Source organism: Cryobacterium sp. Hh7, from assembly GCF_004403155.1.
GTDB classification, from domain to species: domain Bacteria; phylum Actinomycetota; class Actinomycetes; order Actinomycetales; family Microbacteriaceae; genus Cryobacterium; species Cryobacterium levicorallinum.
The window spans coordinates 99,387-118,435 of record NZ_SOHG01000053.1 but is presented as its reverse complement, the minus strand read 5'-3'; the positions used below and the strand labels follow the sequence as shown (position 1 = coordinate 118,435).

Below are 19,049 nucleotides of genomic sequence, written 5' to 3'. Positions count from 1 at the left end.
GAGAGCGCAAAAAGTGCCCGATTGAGAGTGTCAATCGGGCACTTTTTGCGCTCTCGCGGGGTAGTTAGGAAGCCAGGGCGGGGTAGTCGGTGTAGCCGCGGGCGCCGTCGGCGTAGTAGGTGAGCGGGTTGGGCTCGTTGACCGGCAGGTCCTCCTGCCAGCGACGCAGCAGGTCAGGGTTCGCGATGGCCGCGCGACCGACCACGACGGCGTCCGCGACGTCGTCACGAACCAGGGCGAGGGCTTCGTCGCGCGAGGTGATCACGCCGAATCCGCTGTTCACCAGGAAGTTGCCACCGAAGCGCGCCCGCAGGTGTTGCACGAACTCTCCGGCCGGGTCGGCGTGCAGCACGCTCAGGTAAGCCAGGCCCAGCGGGGCGATCCCGCCGAGGAGGGCGCCATAGGTGGCCGCGAGGTCGTCGGCATCCGTTTCGAGGGCATCCTGAATGTTGTGCTCGGGCGAGATGCGCAGGCCCACCTTGCCGGCACCGATCGCCGCGGCGACCGCCGTGACAACGTCGATCACGAAACGGGCACGATTCTCGGGCGACCCGCCGAAGGAGTCGCCCCGCACGTTGGAGGCCGGCGAGAGGAATTCGTGCAGCAGGTAGCCGTTGGCGCCGTGCAGCTCCACGCCGTCGAATCCGGCCGCGATGGCGTTCTTCGACGCGCGCACGAAGTCCTCGATAATGCCGGGCAACTCCTCGGCGGTCAGTGCGTGGGGCACGGGAAAGTCCTGCTTGCCGTCGTAGGTGCGGGTACTTCCGGTGATGGCGATCGCGCTGGGCCCAACGACGCGGTAGCCGCCGGTGGTGGCTTCGTGCGTGACCCGACCGGCGTGCATGACCTGGGCGACGATGCGTCCGCCGGCGGCGTGCACGGAGTCGGTCACGGCCTGCCAACCGGCGAGCTGCTCCGGTTCAACCAGACCGGGCTGGCCGGGAAAGCCCTGGCCAGCGTGGCTTGGGTAAGTGCCCTCGCTCACGATCAGGCCGAGTGTGGCTCGCTGCGTGTAGTGCAGGGCCACCAGCTCGCCGGGGACCCCAGACTGGCCAGAACGGATGCGGGTCAGCGGCGCCATCACGAGGCGGTTGGGCAGCTGCAGGTCGCCGAGGGTCAGCGGGGAAAAGAGGTTCACGGGTACTTCTTTCTGAAAATAACGAGTCAGCCGGTCAGTCAGATCGACAGGTTCAGGGAGGACGGGCGAGCGGTCGTCGCTCTTCGCCCGTAGGCGGCAACGGCCGCGGCGCACTCGATATTCCTGCCTGTTAATTGGCTCAACGCGTGCGCTTCCTGCGCGTTGAGATTTCGTGCCCCATCTTTGTCAGGGCTGGGAGCAATCCGGCGCGGTCTGCGCACCGAACTATGCACATGAGCATCTTGATGACCCGACCAACGAGCAGAAGCCTCTCCGTCGCGACCGCCCTTGATACTCCGGGGCCGCGGCCGAAGCCCGGCCCGCGCCCAGCGCAACCCGTGCCGGCACCGATCCCCGAGCCGGCCGCCCAGCCCCGACCGGCACCCCCGGCGACCGTGCTGGGCTACAGCCCCTTCGCGCTCGACCCGGATGCGCGTCATTTTGGGCTGACGACCAGTTCGATGCGGCTGCGCGGCGGCACCGTCGTCGTGCGGCATGGGCGCCGCACAACCAGCCAGACCGCGACCATTCTGCTGCACGGTGCTGCCGGATCCTGGACGACCTGGACGCCCCTGCTGCAGGCGGCCCACGCCACCGAACGTGATCTGCCCGATCTGATCATTCCCGACCTGCCAGGATGGGGCGACTCGCCGCTTCCCGCGGATGAAGCAAGCCTGACCGTCGAGTCGATGGCCGAGACAGTCGCCGAGGTGGCGCGCGCCCTCGGCTATGAGCGCTGGAACGTCGTGGGTCATTCCATGGGAGGGTTCATCGCGTTGCAGCTGGCGGCGAGCGAGACGCGGGCGACAGCATCCGTCGGTCTGGTCTCGGCCACGTCGTTTTCAATCCAGGACAGCGTGCGCCACCCGATTCGCCACTTCTTCGTGTTGCCGGCGTTCACCACGCTGCTGCTGACGATGCGGATACTGCGGCTGGGCGGCAGCGCCAGCCGTAGCCTGATCACGGCCCTCGCCCGACTGAATCTACTGCGCGGCCTCGTTGCGCCGCTGTTTCGCCGCCCCGGAATCATCGACGGGGCCGTGGTCGCCGCGATCGGAACCGAACTGCGTCCAGCCGGGTTCGTGCTGGCCGCTGTCCGCGCCGGCGCCTACGACGCAACCCGGCGGTGGGCTCAGATCGTGTGCCCGGTGCGCGCCGTGCACGGTGACGACGACGTGTTCGTCACTGCGGCCGACGACGCGAAGCTGCGCGAGGTTGTGCCCCAGTGTGTGATCAGCACGATTGCGGGAGCCGGGCATTTCGGTCAGATCGAACGCCCGCTCGAAGTGCTGCTCCGGCTCGAATTCGCCGCTCCGCTGCCGGTCGACCCAGCAACAACGTGACAATGCGCTGGGCACTTGCTGAACTGCTTGTATTTGTCCCCCCAACGGAGGACAGTGAGGAGCATTACCCGGTTCCACGTAAAAGTGCAGGCCTCGCTTTCAATCGTTCCGGCTCCAGTGTTTCAACACCCTTCGCTTCTCGCTGAGGGCAGCACGACCGACCGAAAGTAGCACTCATGGGCTCGCTTACATATGATCGAGTCGTCGTAGAATTCGAAGACCGAATATTGGCACATCTGCAACTCGTGATCGTTCAGAAGCTGCGCCACGGGGAGAGTTTTCTGCTCTCCTGGCGCGATACCCCCGTGATCGGCGACGGGCGGAGTTCGGCCTGGCTGAACCCGGCAATTCCGCTCTATTTCAAGTTCGCCGGTGACCACGCCCCGACCATCAATCCGAACTGGGTCGCTCAACTCACGCGTTCGGCGAACAGTTCCCAGGGGCTCGTCGTGACCGCCGAAGAGAGTGCGGCCGTCGACGCCACCCACACACCCAGGATTGAACCGGCCATCGGCATTCGGGCGGCCGCCCAGACCCGCGCGACCAAGGCGAGCGTCAGCGAACGCTAGCCGGGTCAGCGCCGTCAGAATCAGCGCGGCACGACGGCGAACCGGCGCAGCGCCAGGGCCGGGTTGATCGCGCGCACCGTTGCAACGCGGGCCGGTTCCAGAAAGGCGATCGCGACATCCACTGCCTCACCAAGACTCACCAACGCGACGCCCATCGGGTCGATGATCAGGCTCGTACCCACGCCGATCGGCGGCGTGTGATCGGCGGCGGCCACGAACACGGTGTTCTCGAGCGCCCGGGCCGTCAGCAGCGTGCGCCAATGGTGCTCCTTGAGGGGACCGCGCACCCACTCGGCCGGCACCAGCACCAGGGTCGCTCCGGCATCGACGAGGCGACGGGTTACTTCGGGAAAGCGAACGTCGTAACAGGTCTGCAGGCCCACCCGCAGTCCACCGACCTCGAAGATCTCGGGATCGTCGATGTCCCCCGGCAGCACCCAGTCGGATTCGCGATCGCCGAAGGCGTCGTAGAGGTGCAGTTTGCGATAGCTCGCGACGAGGCGTCCGGTCGGATCGACGGCGACGAGGGTGTTCGAAAACCGGGCCGGGTCCTCCGTCGTCTCGAGCATGCCGGCCACAATGTGGATGCCCAGCTCGGCTGCGAGCGCGGCGAGCGCCGTCCCGAACGGGCCATCGAGCGGCTCCGCGGCGGCCACGAAGGCCGGCCCGAGTTTGGGCTCGAAGAAGGCCGAGTACTCCGGGAACACGACCAGGTGGGCACCACGCCGGGCTGCGGTCGTTGCCAGCTGGCGAATCACGGCCCGGTTCTGCGCTTTATCGGTCCCCGGCGCGAACTGGGCGACGGCAACGCCCACCGCGGCTGGCTGGTCTGGCTGCGCTGTTGGGCTCATGGCGAAAGCCTAGCTGGCGGCCGATGCCGACACCGTGGGGCAAAAGGATTGGTCTTTGCAGCAAATTCGGGGCGTTTCGATGGCTACCGTTAACAATTGCTGGGTAGGTTGACCGGGTGACCTCCGCTATCGCGCCTCATCCCCTGGCTTCTCGTGCGCTGGCCCGACCCGATTTCACCCTCCGGTCAACCGGATGGTCAGCCTTTCTCGTGGGTCTCGTCGCCTTCGTCGTGTCGGTCGCCTGGTCCTGGCAGCCGTCGTACTGGGGCGATGAAGCGGCCAGTGTGATGTCCGCCGAGCGCTCACTGCCCTCACTGTTCCTGATGCTCGGCAACATCGATGCGGTGCACGGCGCCTACTACCTGTTTCTGCACGGCTGGATTGACCTGTTCGGCGCCTCCGAGTTCTCCACCCGGCTGCCGAGCGCGATCGCGATCGGCGCTGCCGCCGCCGGCACCGTCGTTCTGGCCGAAAAATTCATCTCCCGCCCGGCCGCGATCGGCGCCGGCCTGATCTTCGCCGTGCTGCCCCGGGTGACCTACATGGGGTCTGAGGCGCGATCGACGGCGATCGCGACGGCGATCGCCGTGTGGCTGACCGTGCTGCTGGTGCTCGCGGTGCGCAGCCGCACCGCGAGTCGCCGACGGCAGATCGCCCTGTGGGGTGGCTACTCCCTGCTGCTCGCATTGGGAATGTACGTGTTCCTTTACCTGGCCCTGCTGCTTCCGGTACATGCCGTGGCGGTCGTGGCGCTGGCCCGCCGGCATCCGCTTCGCCGACCCACTGCCCGACTCTGGTGGAGCCTGGCACTCTGGCTGGGGGCAAGCCTGCTCGGGCTGCTGCTGGCCCTGCCCATTCTGCTCGCGGGCTCAGCCCAGCGGGAGCAGATCGCGTTCATCGGCCGCCGCCCAAGGGTCACCGTCTCGGAAGCCGCGGTCATGCAGTGGTTCGACACCGTTCCGGTCGCGATCATGGCCTGGGCGCTCATTATCGTGGCCGTAATGGCCGTATTTTTTCGGCTCCGCGGCACGCACTATCAGGCTGGTCTGCCCAGCCGCGGTGCGCTGAGCATTTTCCTGGCCTGGATGCTGCTGCCGAGCGGCATCCTCTTGATCGGCAACGAGTTAGTCACCCCCATGTACTCGACGCGCTACCTGTCGATCTGTGCCCCGGCGGTGGCCATCGTGATCGCCGTGGGGGTGGCCGCTCTGGCCAATAATTGGCTGCGCGCCGCAAGCGTTGCCCTGCTCGTGGCCACCATCGTGCCCGTCTACACCGTGCAACGCGGTGAATTCGGCAAGAACGAGGGCAGCGACTGGCGTCAGGTGGCGGCCGTGCTGGCCGCCGAGGCACTGCCCGGCGACGGCGTCGTCTTCGACCAGAGCGTGCGCCCGTCGCGCATTCCGCGGCTGGCCATGCACCTCTACCCCGAGGCGTTCGCCGGCCTGCACGACGTGACATTGACCCGTGCCTACAGCGACACGGCCTGGCTCTGGGACGAAGTAGCCCCGCTGCCCGACGCGCTTCCGGCCGTAGCGAACCTCAACACGGTCTGGCTGCTGCAATACTCGGGGAGTGCGGACTGGCGGCAAGAAACGGATGTCCGCACGCTGCAACTGCAAGGATTCCGCGTCGCCGAGACGACGCTGGTCAACCGCACCATCATTATTGAAATGACGAGGTAAGCCAGTGCCCCTGAACTCCGCAGCCACCACGCTGGTCATCATTCCCACCTACAACGAGGCCGAGAACGTGGCCAGCATTGTTGGACGCGTTCGCTCGAGCGTCCCCGCGGCGCACATTTTGGTCGTCGACGACGCCTCCCCCGACGGCACCGGCAGCCTCGCCGATCAGCTTGCCGTCTCGGATTCGGCCGTACACGTTCTGCATCGCACCGACAAGACCGGCCTCGGCGCCGCCTACCTCGAGGGTTTCGGCTGGGCTCTCAGCCACGGCTATACCCAGCTTGTGCAACTCGACGCCGATGGATCCCACCGGCCGGAGCAACTCGCCAGTCTGCTGACCGCGGCCGAAACGGCCGACGTGGTGCTGGGATCGCGCTGGGTACCGGGTGGGGCCATCGAGAATTGGCCCTGGCATCGACGCGCTCTCTCCCGCGGCGGGTCCTTCTACTCCCGGATACTGCTGCGACTGCCCCAACGCGACGCCACCGGCGGTTATCGGGTGTATTCGGCCCGCGCCCTGTCACGCATGGACCTCTCCAGCGTCGACAGCCTTGGCTACTGCTTTCAGATCGAGATGCTGCTGCACGCCGTGCGCGCCGACCTGCGCGTCGTCGAGGTGCCAATCACCTTTGTCGAGCGGGTGCGCGGGTCGTCGAAGATGAGCCCGCGCATCGCGATCGAGGCGATGGCCCGGGTGACGCTCTGGGGTGTGACAGGCATGGGCATCAGCCGGGCCGGCGCGCGCGCAGCTGCCGCAGCCCGCGGGGCCTGACTCCCAACGAATTTCGTTGCGGACCTCTGTCCGCAACAACAACGGACGACCGCCGTGGATGAGTTGTGCCAGCCGGACAACGACGGGTTTTCGTCACATTCGGGTGTTTGAGTCAGTTTGACTATATGATGGATCCAGCAGTTAGAGTCAATTAGACCTTTACGACTGGATCCCCGTGCTGGAGCATTCCGTACAGACACCCCCGATCGCGCAGCCGAGCCCGCTCGCCGTCGGAGACGCCGGGGCGAGCGCTGCGCGGTCAGGCGCTGCGGGGTCAAGCGCTGCGGGGTCAAGCCTGGCCGTGTCGACCGTGATCTTCGCCCTGCGCCCCGACGACGAGTCCGGGCTCAAGACCCTGTGGCTGCCCCTCGTTCGGCGCACCCGCGACCCCCACCGGGACCTCTGGGCGCTGCCGGGCGGATGGCTGCCGGCCAACGAAGAACTTGCCGCAGCCGCAGCCCGCACCCTGCGCGAGACCACTGAGCTGTCGCCGCGCTACCTCGAGCAGCTGTACACCTTCGGCGATATCGACCGCTCCCCCGGGCTGCGCGTGGTCTCCGTCGTGTACTGGGCGCTGGTGCGCTCGGAGGTCGCGGAACGGGCATCCGTTGGTGAAAACGTGCGCTGGTTTGCGGCCGACCAACTGCCGCCGCTGGCGTTTGACCACAACCGCATCGTGGAATACGCGCTCTGGCGGCTGCGCACCAAGGTCGAATACGCCCGCATCGCGCACGCCTTTCTCGGTGACACGTTCACCCTCGCCCAGTTGCGCGAGGTACACGAGGCCGTGCTGCAGAAAGCACTCGACCCGGCCAATTTTCGGCGATCGATGGAGTCGAGCGGCACCCTGATCAGCACCGATCAGCACGTGGCCGGTGCCCGGCATCGACCGGCGCGGCTCTACCGCTATGACGATCGCGCCAGCGAGCACGACCCGCCGGGGCCGACGCTCTAACCTCCTTCTCACTTCCCATCACTTCCCATCACTTCCCTAGGAGCACGACCATGACTATTCCCTCGGTCGAGACCACCATTCGTCTCATCGGCACCGGCAAAGCCGCCGGCAGCACGTGCAGCCCCGACCTGGCAACAGATCCGTGGGAATTCGACACCCGAGCCCCGGGCTACGGCCCCGGATCGTCGATGGGTGACGTGATTCCGGCCGGCTCTCCCCGTCAGGGCGCACTGCCCGAGCGCTACCGCACTGCCTCGCCGGAGGAACTCAGCGCCCGCATCGTCGAGGCCAAGAACGTGCTCGGCGACTCGGTCGTCATTCTCGGACACTTCTACCAGCGCGATGAGGTGCTGCGGCACGCCGATTTCGTCGGCGACAGCTTTCAGCTCGCCCAGGCCACCCAGAGCCGCCCCGACGCCGCCGCGATCGTGTTCTGTGGCGTGCACTTCATGGCCGAAACCGCCGACCTGCTCTCCGGGCCCGACCAGGCCGTGATTCTGCCGAACCTGGCGGCCGGCTGCTCGATGGCCGACATGGCCGACATCGACTCGGTCACCGAGTGTTGGGAACAGCTCGAAGACCTCTACGGCACCGAAGCGGATGCCTCCGGCCGGGTTCCGGTAATTCCGGTCACCTACATGAATTCCTCCGCCGCACTCAAGGGCTTCTGCGGCGAGCACGGCGGCATCGTCTGCACCTCGTCGAACGCCACGGCCGTGCTGGAGTGGGCCTTCGAACGCGGCCAGCGCGTATTGTTCTTCCCCGACCAGCACCTCGGCCGCAATACCGCCAAGGCGATGGGGGTGCCGCTCGACCAAATGCCGATGTGGAACCCGACCAAGCCGCTCGGCGGCAACACGGCCGAGCAACTCGACACCGCCCGCGTCGTGCTCTGGCACGGTTTCTGCAGCGTGCACCGCCGCTTCACCGTGCCGCAGATCGACGCCGCCCGCGCCGAGCACCCCGGCGTGCAAGTTATCGTGCACCCGGAATGCCCGATGGCAGTCGTCGACGCCGCCGACTCGGCCGGATCCACCGACTTCATCGCCAAGGCCATCGCCGCAGCTCCGGCCGGTACAACCTTCGCCATCGGCACCGAGATCAACCTCGTGAACCGGCTCGCCGCCCAGCACCCCGAGCACAAGATATTCTGCCTCGACCCGGTGATCTGCCCCTGCTCGACCATGTACCGCATCCACGCCGGCTATCTGGCCTGGGTGCTCGAGGCGCTCGTCGGTGGCGGTGAGGCGCCGGGCCAGGTCCTCAACCAGATCACGGTGTCGGCCGATGTCGCCGTACACGCGCGCGTCGCCCTCGAGCGGATGCTGGCGGCCCGACCGCCGGCATCCGTTGCGCCCACTGCTTTGCCGGACTCGCATCTGGTCGGCGCCTGACATGGCCGCGATCCTCGTGATCGGCAGCGGCCTCGGCGGCCTGCTGGCCGCAGTGCGAGCAGCGGATGCCGGCCACCAGGTGGTGCTGGTCACCAAGTCGGTACTGCCCGAGAGCAATACCCGCTATGCCCAGGGCGGAATCGCCGCCGCCCTGTTTCGGGACGACTCGGTGGACGCCCACGTGCTCGACACGCTGCGCGCCGGCGTCGGTCTGTGCGACCCGGCGGCCGTGCGCGTGCTCTGTGAGGAGGGTCCGGCGCGGGTGCGCGACCTGATTCGATTCGGCGTGGACTTCGACCGGGATGAATCCGGCGTGGCCCGCGGCCTCGAAGCCGCCCACTCCCGCTCCCGCGTCGTGCACGCCGGCGGTGACGCCACCGGCGCTGCGGTCGAGGCAGCGCTCGTGGCGACCGTGCAACGCCGCGCCACGATCGAGGTGCGGGAGCACACCATGCTGGTCGACCTGATCGTGGACGATGACCGGGTGACGGGCGCCCGCGTGCTCGGCCCGGACGGCGTGCAGCTTTCGCTGGCCGCTGACGCCGTGATCCTGGCCACCGGCGGCGCCGGCGCGCTGTTCACGCACACCACCAATCCCTCGGTCGCGACCGGGGACGGGGTGGCGGCGGCGTGGCGAGCGGGAGCATCCGTTACCGATCTGGAGTTTTACCAGTTTCACCCGACCGCACTCGCCGTGCCCGGCACACCGCTCGTGTCGGAGGCGGTGCGCGGTGAAGGCGCCGTGCTGCGCGATCAACTCGGCGATCGCTTTATGCTCGCCCAGCACGCCGACGCCGAGCTCGCGCCGCGCGACGTCGTCGCCCGGGCGATCGCCAGCCAGATGGAGCAGCAGGGCGGCACGCCGGTGCTGCTCGACGCCACCGCACTGGGCCGCGAGCTGCTCGAAACCCGGTTTCCCACGATCACAGCGGCCTGCCGGGCTGCCGGTTTGGACTGGGCGGTCGATCCGATTCCGGTGGCCCCGGCCGCGCACTACTGGATGGGCGGCGTGGAAACGGATGCCTGGGGTCGCACCAGCCTGCCCGGCCTCTTCGCCGTCGGCGAGGTCGCCCGCACCGGAGCGCACGGCGCCAACCGGCTCGCCTCCAACTCCCTGCTGGAGGCAGCCGTGTTCGCGGACCGAGCCGTACGCGCGCTCGGCGAGCCCTGGCGGGCGAGCACGACCCTGTCCCCATTCACAGTGCTCTCCCCCAGCTTCGCCAACGCGACCCGCTCTGAACACCTCCCCCACCCGCTGTTCGACCCGGCCAACGCGAGCCAACCTGCGGATAGCTCCCCCTCGCTGGGCGAGCCTGCCGAGACCGCCACGAGAACACCGCCGGCCGGTCTCGGCACGCTGGTCAACCGCCAAACGCTGCAGCAGCTCCTCTGGGACTCTGCCGGAGTACACCGCTCCGGCGTCGGCCTCCGGCACGCCGCTCACAGCCTCACCCAGTGGGTCTCGCCGCCAGCGACCAGCCGCGACGTCACCGCCCTCGAGGACCGCAACCTGCTCGACCTAGCCCGCCTGCTCGTGAGCGCAGCCCTGGCCCGCGAGGAGTCGCGCGGCGCGCACTACCGCTCCGACTTCACCGACACCCGGCCCGAACTCGCCACGTCTTACTCTCAATCCCGCTCACTCATTCCGGCCAAGGAGGCCATCGCATGCTGACCGCACACTCCATCGACATTGTCGTGCAGGCCGCCCTCGACGAGGACGCGCCCTGGGGCGATCTCACTTCGGCCGTGCTCATTCCGGAAGACGCCGTCGCGACCGCCCGGCTCGAGGCGCGCGAACCCGGCGTATTCAGCGGCACCGCCGTCTTCGCGGCGGCCTTTCGACTGACCGACCCGCGCATTGAGGTGCGTCCCTTCGTCCAAGACGGCGATTCGTTCGACACCGGCGCCACGCTGGCCGAGGTGACCGGCCCCGCCCGCGGCATCCTGCAGGCGGAGCGCATCGGGCTGAACTTCGTGCAGCGGATGAGCGGAATCGCCACCCTGACCGCCCGGTACGTCGCCGAGACGGCCGGCACCACGGCCCGCATCGTCGACACCCGCAAGACCACGCCCGGGCTGCGCGCCCTGGAGCGCCAGGCCGTGCGCGATGGCGGCGGTCACAACCACCGGTTCAGCCTCTCCGACACGGTGATGGCCAAGGACAACCACCTCGCCATCCTCGCGGCCGGCCCGCTCGGCCTGACCGAGGCCCTGCTTGAAGTGCGGGCGAAGCTTTCGCACACCACCCACTTCGAGGTGGAGGTCGACCGGCTCGACCAGATCGACGACGTGCTTGCGGCCGGCATCGACACGATCATGCTCGACAATTTCTCTTCGGAGGACCTGCTGAAAGGCGTTCAGCAGATCGCCGGTCGGGCCATCGTCGAAGCCAGCGGCGGAGTCTCGCTCGACACGGTACGTGCCATCGCGGCATCCGGTGTCGACGTCATCTCGGTCGGTGCGCTCACCCACAGCGTGCACTCGCTCGACCTCGGGCTCGACGTGGCCATTCGGGTCAGCGCGCCGGCCGGATTCGCACTCTGACCCCATGATCTACCTGGACAACGCCGCAACGACCCCGGTACGCCGCGAAGTGCTTGAGGCGATGTGGCCGCACCTCACGAGCGGCTTCGGTAACCCGTCGAGTCACCACCAGGTCGGTGAGGCGGCCGCCGCCGCCCTGCGGGAGGCGCGGCGCAGCGTCGCCCGGTCGCTCGCCTGCCGCCCCGGCGAAGTGACCTTCACGAGCGGCGGAACCGAAAGCGACAACCTCGCCGTCAAGGGGATCGCACTCGGCGCCCCGCGCGGCCGCCACGTCGTCACGACTCCGATCGAACACGAGGCCGTGCTCGACTCCTGCGATTACCTGCGCCGGCTGCACGGTTTTGAGATCACCCTGCTGCCAGTGGATGCCGCCGGCCGCGTCGACCCCGCCGACCTGGCCCGCGCGCTCCGCCCCGACACCACCCTGGTCTCGGTGCACTACGCCAACAACGAGGTCGGCACCGTGCAGCCCCTGGCTGAACTGGCCGCTGTCGCGCAGGGTGTGCCCTTTCACTCCGACGCGGTGCAGGCCGGTGGCTGGCTCGACCTCAACGTAAAAGCCCTCGGCGTGGACGCACTGAGCCTCTCCGGCCACAAGCTCGGTGCTCCCCCCGGCATCGGCGCCGTCTTTCTGCGCGGCCGCCTCGTGATCGAGCCGCTGCTGCACGGCGGTGGCCAGGAGCGCGGCAAGCGCAGCGGCACCGAGAACGTCGCCGGTGCGGTGGCCCTCGCCGTGGCGCTGCGCCTGGCCGGCGAGGAACGGGCTCTCACTGCCCAGCGCACCAGCGCCCTCCGCGACGAGTTCATCGGCACGGTGCTGCGCGAGACGCCGTCGGCCCGGCTCACCGGGCACCCGACCGACCGCCTGCCGGGCACCGCATCGTTCGTATTTCCGGGCACCAGCGGCGAGGCGGTGTTGCTCGAGCTCGAAGCGCGCGGCATCGTCTGTTCGAGCGGGTCCGCCTGCGCGGCCGGCAGCAGCGAGCCTTCGCATGTGCTCACTGCCATGGGCCTATCGGCCGACGTGGCGTTGACCGCTGTTCGGTTCACGCTGGGTGCTGGCACGTCGGCGGCGGAGGCGGCCGAGGCGGCGGCATCCGTTCGTGCGGCGGTAGCTGCGGTCGCCAGTCTCGGCACCTGACGCGAACCCTGTGCTCCGGCTGGGATACGTGAGAAAAGCTTGACATTGGTCTGCGCTTCACCGAAGCTGGGGACCACTAGCCAGCACCCCCACAATGGGGAATGACACGATATGCCCGTTCAACTCGGCCCATCATTGTCACCGTGGATAGCTAACTCGGCCACTTCAGCAAGGAGCACCTCCACCGTGTCACGTTCACCCCGTTTTGCCAGCACAGTTACCCCCGATCGCGCTCTGCCCGCACGCACTCTGCCCATACTCGCGTCTGCTGTACTCGTCATATGCGCCGTTGCCACGCCTCTTTCGGCCTCAGCGGCCACGGCCGTCACGGTATCAACCGCGGCCCAGCTCACGTCCGCGCTTGCCAGCGCCACACCCGGTACCGTCATCACACTGGCCGACGGCAAGTACGTCGGTAAGTTTACGGGCGCGCAATCCGGCACAGCTGGTGCACCGATCACCGTGACGGGTTCCCGACGCGCCGTGCTCACCACGGGCTCTGCAACACAATCCGGCTACGCCTTGCACCTGACCGCACCGTACTGGAACCTGTCCGGGTTCAGCGTTACACAGGCAGCCAAGGGAATCGTTTTGGACAATTCCGACTTCAGCGTCATCGACGGTGTGAACGTGGGATCGATCGGCCAGGAAGCCGTGCATGTGCGAACGAGCAGCAGCAATGTCACCATTCGCAACAGCCTCATTCACGACACCGGGCTCAAGACTCCGGCGTACGGGGAAGGCATCTACGTCGGCAGCGCCAAGAGCAATTGGGGCTCCGTCATGGGATCATCAACGACGCCAGACCGCTCGGACAACGTCAACGTTGAGAGAAACACCATTACCAACACCACGGCCGAAGGTATCGACATCAAGGAAGGCACCACGGGCGGTCGCATAATTCAAAACTCCTTCCACCGCGCCGGATGGTCGGGAGAAAACTCTGCCGACTCCTGGGTGGACATCAAGGGCAATGGCTACACCATCTCGGGCAATACAGGAGATTCAACCCTGCTGGATGCTTTTCAGGTTCATTCAGTGCTTACCGGCTGGGGCGGGCAGAATGCATTCAGCTGGAACACCGTAACGGGGGGCGTCCCCGGCTACGAGGTTAACATTGCGTCGAAGACTGCCGGAAACACCGTGAAATGCGATTCTTCGACGGCCACGAAGGGACTCACCAACATCGCTTGCAGCTAGAGCGCTGCTTCCCGTCGGCCGCCCACCAACGCCAACTCCCTCGATCGAGTACAGCGCCCCCCTAGTCTGGGGGTGGCCTCCGGCATTTCACCTCCCCTAGGGTCAAATCAATAGCCGAGAGATCGTCAGGTTATGGCCGCTGTGTGTCGGGTCAACCGCGATCTCGATCTCCGTCGATCGGGCCCCGTCCCGGGACTGTCTTTGGCTTGCTTACCCGGCAATGCTTAGGCAAGGACACCCGTCACCATGCCCCCATCCGCTTTTTTCGCTTCGGAACCCGCACCCCTGCAATATGGTTGGCACGTCGTTACCGACACCCTTGCCAGTCTCGCCCCGTACTTTCCCATCGCCATCGCCGGATCAATCGTCTGGGCTCTCTGGCTCTATCGTGTGGTTTTGTCCCGCCGGGCCCACGCAATCGAGAGTACTTTTCGTACGACGTGCTCTGTCGTCGTGCCGTCGTTCCATGAGGATCCGGAAATTCTCCTGCGTTGTTTGGCGTCCTGGCGCGCGCAAGACCCGACCGAGATCATCATCGTGCTCGATGTCGCCGATATCGAGGCCTACGAGCGCATCGAGGCTTTGGGCGACCCGCTGATTCGACCGATTCTGTTTCACCATGCTGGTAAAAGATCAGCACTCGGTGCCGGCATTCGTTTGGCCGACTCAGAATTGCTCTTTCTAACTGATTCAGACACGTCCTGGACCGATGGTTTTCTGGAGGCCGCTCAGAAACCATTCATCGATCCGCTGGTGGGCGGCGTGAGCACCCAACAGAACGTCTACCAGCGCGAGACCAGTTTGTGGCGCCGGATCGCTGATTGGCTCGTCAATCTGCGCTACTACGACTACGTTCCGGCTATGGGGCGCGCTGGTGCCGTGCCCTGCGTTTCTGGCCGTACCGCGGTCTATCGTCGTGACGCGGTACTGCCCGTGCTCGACAATCTTGAGAATGAATTCTTTCTGGGTCGACGCTGCATCTCGGGAGATGACGGCCGTCTCACGTGGCTGGTTCTGGCATCCGGTTATAAAACCGTGCACCAATCCTCCGCCCGTGCGCTCTCAATGTTCCCGTCCAGCTTTGCTGCGTTCGTCAAGCAACGCGTGCGCTGGAGCCGCAACTCCTACCGCTGCTATCTCACCGCAATTGCGAAGGGGTGGCTCTGGCGCGTTCCCTTCGTCACAAAAATTACGGTGCTGCAGATTCTCCTCACGCCGGTCACGATGGGACTGACCATCGGCTATCTGCTGTTCAGCCGACTGGAATTGAGCACGCTGGGCATCGTGGCCACGGTCGGTTGGCTACTTCTGGGGCGCGGAATCCGCGGTTTCTCACACCTGCGGCGACACCCCGTTGAAATTTTTCTTCTCCCGATCGTAGCTCTGACCGTAATCTTCATCGCGCTCCCCATCAAGGTTTTTGCCTTCGTGACTATGAACAAACAGGGCTGGTTGACGCGCCACGCCGATAGCGTCGGAGGCGACGGGCAAACGGCCCGCACGCTCATCGCGGAACCGGTGCACTAATGCGGTTGCTTCCCGCGGTGCTGGCGATAGCACTCGGGGCCATCGTCGCCCTCCCTGTGTTTCCGGTGCTTCCGGCCGCCGCAGACGACCAGGCAAACGCCACCGCCGCGCCCTATCCAGGCGATCCGACCGCCGAAGCACTGCTCGTTGCCGCCGAGGACCGACGGCTCATTGACGTTCGGGCAGTTAGTAACGCGGCCGAATGGACCGGCGTCAATCAATTCAAGCCGTATCGACTGGCTACCGGCAGTTCATACACACTGGTGTTGACCAGCCGCGAGGCCGACTACTCGTTTGACGATCTCCTCAAACTTTCCCCACGCGGGTTGGTGCGTCAGCCCGACGGTTCCTACCTGCTCTCAGAGAATATCGTCGTCGAGGAGGGCGCAACCCTCAACTTTCACAGCAACGATGGGTTGGCACTGCGTCTGGTCAGCAGCTCTGATCTCTTCGTGTCCATTGTCACAATGGGTGGCTCCCTCACCCTGGGAGGGTCAGCCGAGGAACCGCTGGATGTCTCAAGCTGGGATCCAGACACCGGGACGGTAGACACGGACACGTCGGATGGACGAGCCTACATTCGTGTCATCGGCGGCCATGCAAGCTTTTCGAACACGAATTTTCATCATCTCGGTTTTTGGTCCGGCATGACCGGCGGCGTATCCCTGACCGGAACCGAGCTTCCGGCCACCACGACGGAGAGCAAAGGCGACCTTGCTCTATCGGACGACGGTAACCCGATCGTGTACGGGCAGGAGCTCATTCCGGCTGGACCGGATGAGGCGCAAACGCTGGACCTCGAGCCGGACCTGAGGGGTTACAGCTATGTGTCGGCGTCGATCACGTCGTCTCATTTCGATCACAACGCCTTTGGGCTGTTTGTCACGAGCGCCGAAGGTGTCGATGTTCACGACTCCGAGTTCAGCGACAACATGGTCAATGGGTTGGTGTTTCATCGCCACGTGACAAACAGCCGAGTCTCGAGCTCCGCGTCAACGAACAATGCGCTTGACGGATTTGCTCTCTCCCGAGCGACCACCGGGGTCATCTTTGACGGATTGACGTCATCGGGAAATGGCCGCAATGGCGTCTCCATCGACGGCCGTCCCCTCGCAGAGGGGCCGAACGCCACTGGCAACCCCACTGGCACGTTTGGAAACAACACAATCAATAATTCGATAATTACCGCGAATGGTCGGTATGGCATCGACGTTGTCGGCGGCATTAACATCACTCTTTCTGGCAATACCGTCAAGAACCACACGATGGGCATTGTGATCCGCGGCGGGACAGATAGCGTAATCGTCAAGAATAACCTCGTGGAACGCTCCGACCTCCAGGGAATAGCACTGCGCGATCTGGTGCAAAATGCCACGGTGCAGGGCAATACCGTGGTCGGAGGCGGCATCGGCATCTATCTGCGGGATTCCTCGGGTCTCATCGACCGAAACGTCGTCGAAGAGGTCAACAACCACGCGATCACACTTGTGGGCATCGCGGCACCATCGACGGTGAGCCACAACACCGTATCGGGTACGGGACCGAGCGGCATCGACGTGTCCCGCACCGAGGGGACGATTCGGGCCGAGAACGATCTCGACGGCTGGAGGAGCACGAAACCGCTGGATGTCCTGTTGCGGAGCATTTTTCAGCCGCTCACCGTCATGTGGCTCAGCCTGGGACTTCTGGTGCTCATCACCGCCGGCACCGGAATGCGACGCAAGCGCACGGGAATTGTGCATCCTTATGCCAACCTGGCTCCGATGAGTACCCTAACCTTGGGCGTGGTCGATGCCGCAGACCTGAATCAAGTGCGAACGCCTCCAGCTGCGGTCGCAGACCCGAAGTTCGGCGCACACCGCTCCGAGCAGCCGCCTGAACGCGTTCTACGGGCGTTCGAACCAGACGGAATGGAACTTACTACGTGAAACAGCTGCTCGCCAACCGACCTTGGTTCGCCTTAGGCGCTGCATTTCTGGGAGGCGCACTGGCCGTCGGCTTGGTCTGGGCATCCGTTTCAATAGCCCGGCCTGCCCCTGCAGCCACCGTTGCGGAGCCGACTGCGGGCGCGTCCCCCGTGCCGTCGCCTTCCTCCACGGCCGCGCAACAGGACTCTGTGCGGCCCCAACCAGGGGCAGGTTGTCCGCGCGCGACGATCAACGTGGCATCCGCTGACGAGCTGTCCTCGGCACTCATCGACGCCGCACCCGGGGACGTCATCGGGCTGGCGGACGGAAACTATCAGGGCAACTTCGTCGCGACGACGTCAGGCACCGTCGACGAGCCGATCACTCTGTGCGGCGGAACCGACAGTGTGCTCGACGGCGGCGACCCGATGAACGGCTACGTGATGCATCTCGACGGCGCCCAGTATTGGAATCTGGTGGGGTTTTCTGTCACAAACGGGCAAAAAGGTGTCATGGCTGACGGTACTGTCGGGTCCACCATTCGCGCACTGACCGTCTCTACGATCGGCGACGAAGCCATCCACCTTCGCCGGTTCAGCACCGACAACACCGTCGCCGACAACACCGTTTTCGACACCGGGTTGCGCAAACCGAAGTTCGGCGAGGGTGTCTATATCGGCACAGCCGACAGCAACTGGTGCGATATTAGCGGATGCCAGCCAGACCGGAGCGATCGCAACACGGTGACGGGCAACTCGTTCTCGCAGACGACCTCGGAAGCCGTCGATGTGAAGGAGGGCACGAGCAACGGAATTGTCAGCCACAATACCTTCGACGGGTCGGCGCTGAGCGAGGCCGACTCCTGGGTGGATATCAAGGGAAACGGCTGGGTCATCGACTCGAACACCGGCACGAATTCGCTCCGTGACGGTTTTCAGACCCACGAGATCCTCGACGGGTGGGGCACAGACAATATCTTCCGCAATAACACCGCCGCCGTGAACGGTCCGGGCTTTGGCTATTCGATGACGCCGGAGCTCAGCAACATTGTCGAATGCAATAACACCGCCACCGGCGCCGCGGAGGGCGTCATGAATGTGGCCTGCCGCGCCTCCTGACAACGTCGCTATGACCTGATATTGTCATGACAATCAGCCAAAGCTCTCGGCATGTCAGTGAAGGGGTCACATGAGCGCGAAGGAAGAAAACACCCTCCCCATGGGAATGTTCATGGATCTGGAACGGTCCGGCCCGATTCCGCTGTATTTTCAAGTCTCGCAGCGCATCGAGAAGGCCATTCTCAGCGGCGAACTGCCGGCCGGATCACGCTTGGAGAACGAGGTCGCCCTCGGCCAGCGCCTGGGCCTCAGCCGCCCAACAGTGCGCCGCGCCATCCAAGAAATCGTCGACAAGGGTCTGCTGGTACGCCGACGCGGCATCGGAACCCAGGTCGTGCACGGCCAGGTGACGCGCAAGGTCGAACTGACCAGCCTCTACGACGACCTCACCAACACGCATAAGGTGCCCTCGACGCACCTTCTCGCTCTCGAAACCCGGGTAGCGGATGCGAAAATGGCTGAGCGACTCAGCGTGGCCGAGGGCAGTCCCACCCTGTACATTCGGCGCGTGCGCCTGGCCGATGACGTGCCGGTCGCCGTGATGGAAAACTGGCTCCCCGAGGAATTCATCGGAATCGAACCCAACGATCTCGTCGCGCACGGGCTCTACCAGGTGCTGCGTTCGCGCGGAGTGACGATGCGGGTCGCCCGCCAGCACATCGGAGCACGCAAATCCACCAACGAGGAGTCCGTGCTGCTGGAGATCGAGAAGAATGCGGCGCTACTCACGATGGACCGCACGGCCTTCGACAACTCCGGACGCGCGGTCGAGTTCGGCCAGCACTGCTACCGCCCCGACCTGTACTCCTTCGAAGTGACGCTGGTCGAGAAGTAGCAGTCCTGCCAAAAGCATCAAAAAAGTCTGACCGCCTAACCCCGAAGGGTCAGACGGCCAGACTTTTTTG

At 65.5% G+C, this 19,049-nt stretch carries 16 protein-coding genes; 14 read left to right on the top strand and 2 right to left on the bottom strand.

What is annotated here, in order from left to right:
* Nucleotides 1-64: 64 nt before the first annotated feature.
* Complete coding sequence (locus tag E3T43_RS14685; RefSeq protein ID WP_134442667.1) at nt 65-1,138, bottom strand: alkene reductase; 1,074 nt, start codon at nt 1,136-1,138, stop codon at nt 65-67.
* A 233-nt stretch (nt 1,139-1,371) separates the two neighbouring features.
* Between E3T43_RS14685 and E3T43_RS14680 the strand changes: the two genes are divergently transcribed.
* Both E3T43_RS14680 and E3T43_RS14675 read left to right on the top strand, forming a co-directional pair.
* Entirely contained in the window at nt 1,372-2,481 is a 1,110-nt protein-coding gene (locus tag E3T43_RS14680) for an alpha/beta fold hydrolase (RefSeq protein ID WP_134472969.1), read from the top strand.
* A gap of 227 nt (nt 2,482-2,708) precedes the next feature.
* Nucleotides 2,709-3,050, top strand: coding sequence for an ATP-dependent DNA ligase (locus E3T43_RS14675; protein WP_370449979.1), 342 nt, complete (start codon nt 2,709-2,711; stop codon nt 3,048-3,050).
* Between the two features lie 20 nt (nt 3,051-3,070).
* Here E3T43_RS14675 and E3T43_RS14670 read toward each other — a convergent pair whose 3' ends face one another.
* Nucleotides 3,071-3,901: a carbon-nitrogen hydrolase family protein gene (locus E3T43_RS14670; protein WP_134442665.1), complete on the bottom strand. Its 831-nt coding sequence runs from the start codon at nt 3,899-3,901 to the stop codon at nt 3,071-3,073.
* A 116-nt stretch (nt 3,902-4,017) separates the two neighbouring features.
* On the opposite strand from E3T43_RS14670, the gene E3T43_RS14665 reads away from it, so the two are divergent.
* The 12 genes from E3T43_RS14665 to E3T43_RS14610 all read left to right on the top strand — a co-directional run bounded on the left by E3T43_RS14665 (nt 4,018) and on the right by E3T43_RS14610 (nt 18,979).
* Nucleotides 4,018-5,586 (top strand): glycosyltransferase family 39 protein, encoded by a 1,569-nt coding sequence (locus E3T43_RS14665; RefSeq protein ID WP_134442664.1) that lies wholly within the window; start codon nt 4,018-4,020, stop codon nt 5,584-5,586.
* A gap of 4 nt (nt 5,587-5,590) precedes the next feature.
* Complete coding sequence (locus E3T43_RS14660) at nt 5,591-6,358, top strand: polyprenol monophosphomannose synthase (RefSeq protein ID WP_134442663.1); 768 nt, start codon at nt 5,591-5,593, stop codon at nt 6,356-6,358.
* 295 nt (nt 6,359-6,653) lie between these two features.
* Complete coding sequence (locus tag E3T43_RS14655; RefSeq protein ID WP_174843060.1) at nt 6,654-7,313, top strand: NUDIX domain-containing protein; 660 nt, start codon at nt 6,654-6,656, stop codon at nt 7,311-7,313.
* Nucleotides 7,314-7,363: 50 nt separating this feature from the next.
* A complete protein-coding gene (gene nadA / locus E3T43_RS14650; RefSeq protein WP_134442662.1) occupies nt 7,364-8,707 on the top strand; it encodes a quinolinate synthase NadA in 1,344 nt (447 codons plus the stop codon).
* A 1-nt stretch (nt 8,708) separates the two neighbouring features.
* Nucleotides 8,709-10,379, top strand: coding sequence for an L-aspartate oxidase (gene nadB / locus E3T43_RS14645; RefSeq protein WP_134472968.1), 1,671 nt, complete (start codon nt 8,709-8,711; stop codon nt 10,377-10,379).
* Nucleotides 10,373-11,251, top strand: a complete 879-nt coding sequence (gene nadC / locus E3T43_RS14640) for a carboxylating nicotinate-nucleotide diphosphorylase (protein ID WP_134472967.1) — start codon at nt 10,373-10,375, stop codon at nt 11,249-11,251. Before nadB ends, nadC begins: the two co-directional genes overlap by 7 nt.
* Nucleotides 11,252-11,255: 4 nt before the next feature.
* On the top strand, nt 11,256-12,392 hold the full coding sequence (locus tag E3T43_RS14635) for a cysteine desulfurase family protein (RefSeq protein WP_134472966.1): 1,137 nt from the start codon (nt 11,256-11,258) through the stop codon (nt 12,390-12,392).
* A gap of 186 nt (nt 12,393-12,578) precedes the next feature.
* Nucleotides 12,579-13,592, top strand: coding sequence for a right-handed parallel beta-helix repeat-containing protein (locus tag E3T43_RS14630; RefSeq protein ID WP_134472965.1), 1,014 nt, complete (start codon nt 12,579-12,581; stop codon nt 13,590-13,592).
* 246 nt (nt 13,593-13,838) lie between these two features.
* Nucleotides 13,839-15,119, top strand: a complete 1,281-nt coding sequence (locus E3T43_RS14625) for a glycosyltransferase (protein WP_134472964.1) — start codon at nt 13,839-13,841, stop codon at nt 15,117-15,119.
* A complete protein-coding gene (locus E3T43_RS14620) occupies nt 15,119-17,047 on the top strand; it encodes a right-handed parallel beta-helix repeat-containing protein (RefSeq protein WP_134472963.1) in 1,929 nt (642 codons plus the stop codon). The genes E3T43_RS14625 and E3T43_RS14620 overlap by 1 nt, the downstream gene beginning before the upstream one ends.
* 233 nt (nt 17,048-17,280) lie before the next feature.
* On the top strand, nt 17,281-18,144 hold the full coding sequence (locus tag E3T43_RS14615; protein ID WP_241979012.1) for a right-handed parallel beta-helix repeat-containing protein: 864 nt from the start codon (nt 17,281-17,283) through the stop codon (nt 18,142-18,144).
* A gap of 70 nt (nt 18,145-18,214) precedes the next feature.
* Nucleotides 18,215-18,979, top strand: a complete 765-nt coding sequence (locus tag E3T43_RS14610) for a GntR family transcriptional regulator (protein WP_134472961.1) — start codon at nt 18,215-18,217, stop codon at nt 18,977-18,979.
* Nucleotides 18,980-19,049 lie beyond the last annotated feature (70 nt).

What these genes read in the sequence shown, in the direction of transcription:
- E3T43_RS14680 (WP_134472969.1), top strand. Translation starts at nt 1,372, where the DNA reads ATGAGCATCTTGATGACCCGACCAACGAGCAGAAGCCTCTCCGTCGCG.
- E3T43_RS14670 (WP_134442665.1), bottom strand. Translation starts at nt 3,901, where the DNA reads ATGAGCCCAACAGCGCAGCCAGACCAGCCAGCCGCGGTGGGCGTTGCC.
- nadA (WP_134442662.1), top strand. Translation starts at nt 7,364, where the DNA reads ATGACTATTCCCTCGGTCGAGACCACCATTCGTCTCATCGGCACCGGC.
- nadB (WP_134472968.1), top strand. Translation starts at nt 8,709, where the DNA reads ATGGCCGCGATCCTCGTGATCGGCAGCGGCCTCGGCGGCCTGCTGGCC.
- nadC (WP_134472967.1), top strand. Translation starts at nt 10,373, where the DNA reads ATGCTGACCGCACACTCCATCGACATTGTCGTGCAGGCCGCCCTCGAC.
- E3T43_RS14635 (WP_134472966.1), top strand. Translation starts at nt 11,256, where the DNA reads ATGATCTACCTGGACAACGCCGCAACGACCCCGGTACGCCGCGAAGTG.
- E3T43_RS14625 (WP_134472964.1), top strand. Translation starts at nt 13,839, where the DNA reads ATGCCCCCATCCGCTTTTTTCGCTTCGGAACCCGCACCCCTGCAATAT.
- E3T43_RS14620 (WP_134472963.1), top strand. Translation starts at nt 15,119, where the DNA reads ATGCGGTTGCTTCCCGCGGTGCTGGCGATAGCACTCGGGGCCATCGTC.
- E3T43_RS14610 (WP_134472961.1), top strand. Translation starts at nt 18,215, where the DNA reads ATGAGCGCGAAGGAAGAAAACACCCTCCCCATGGGAATGTTCATGGAT.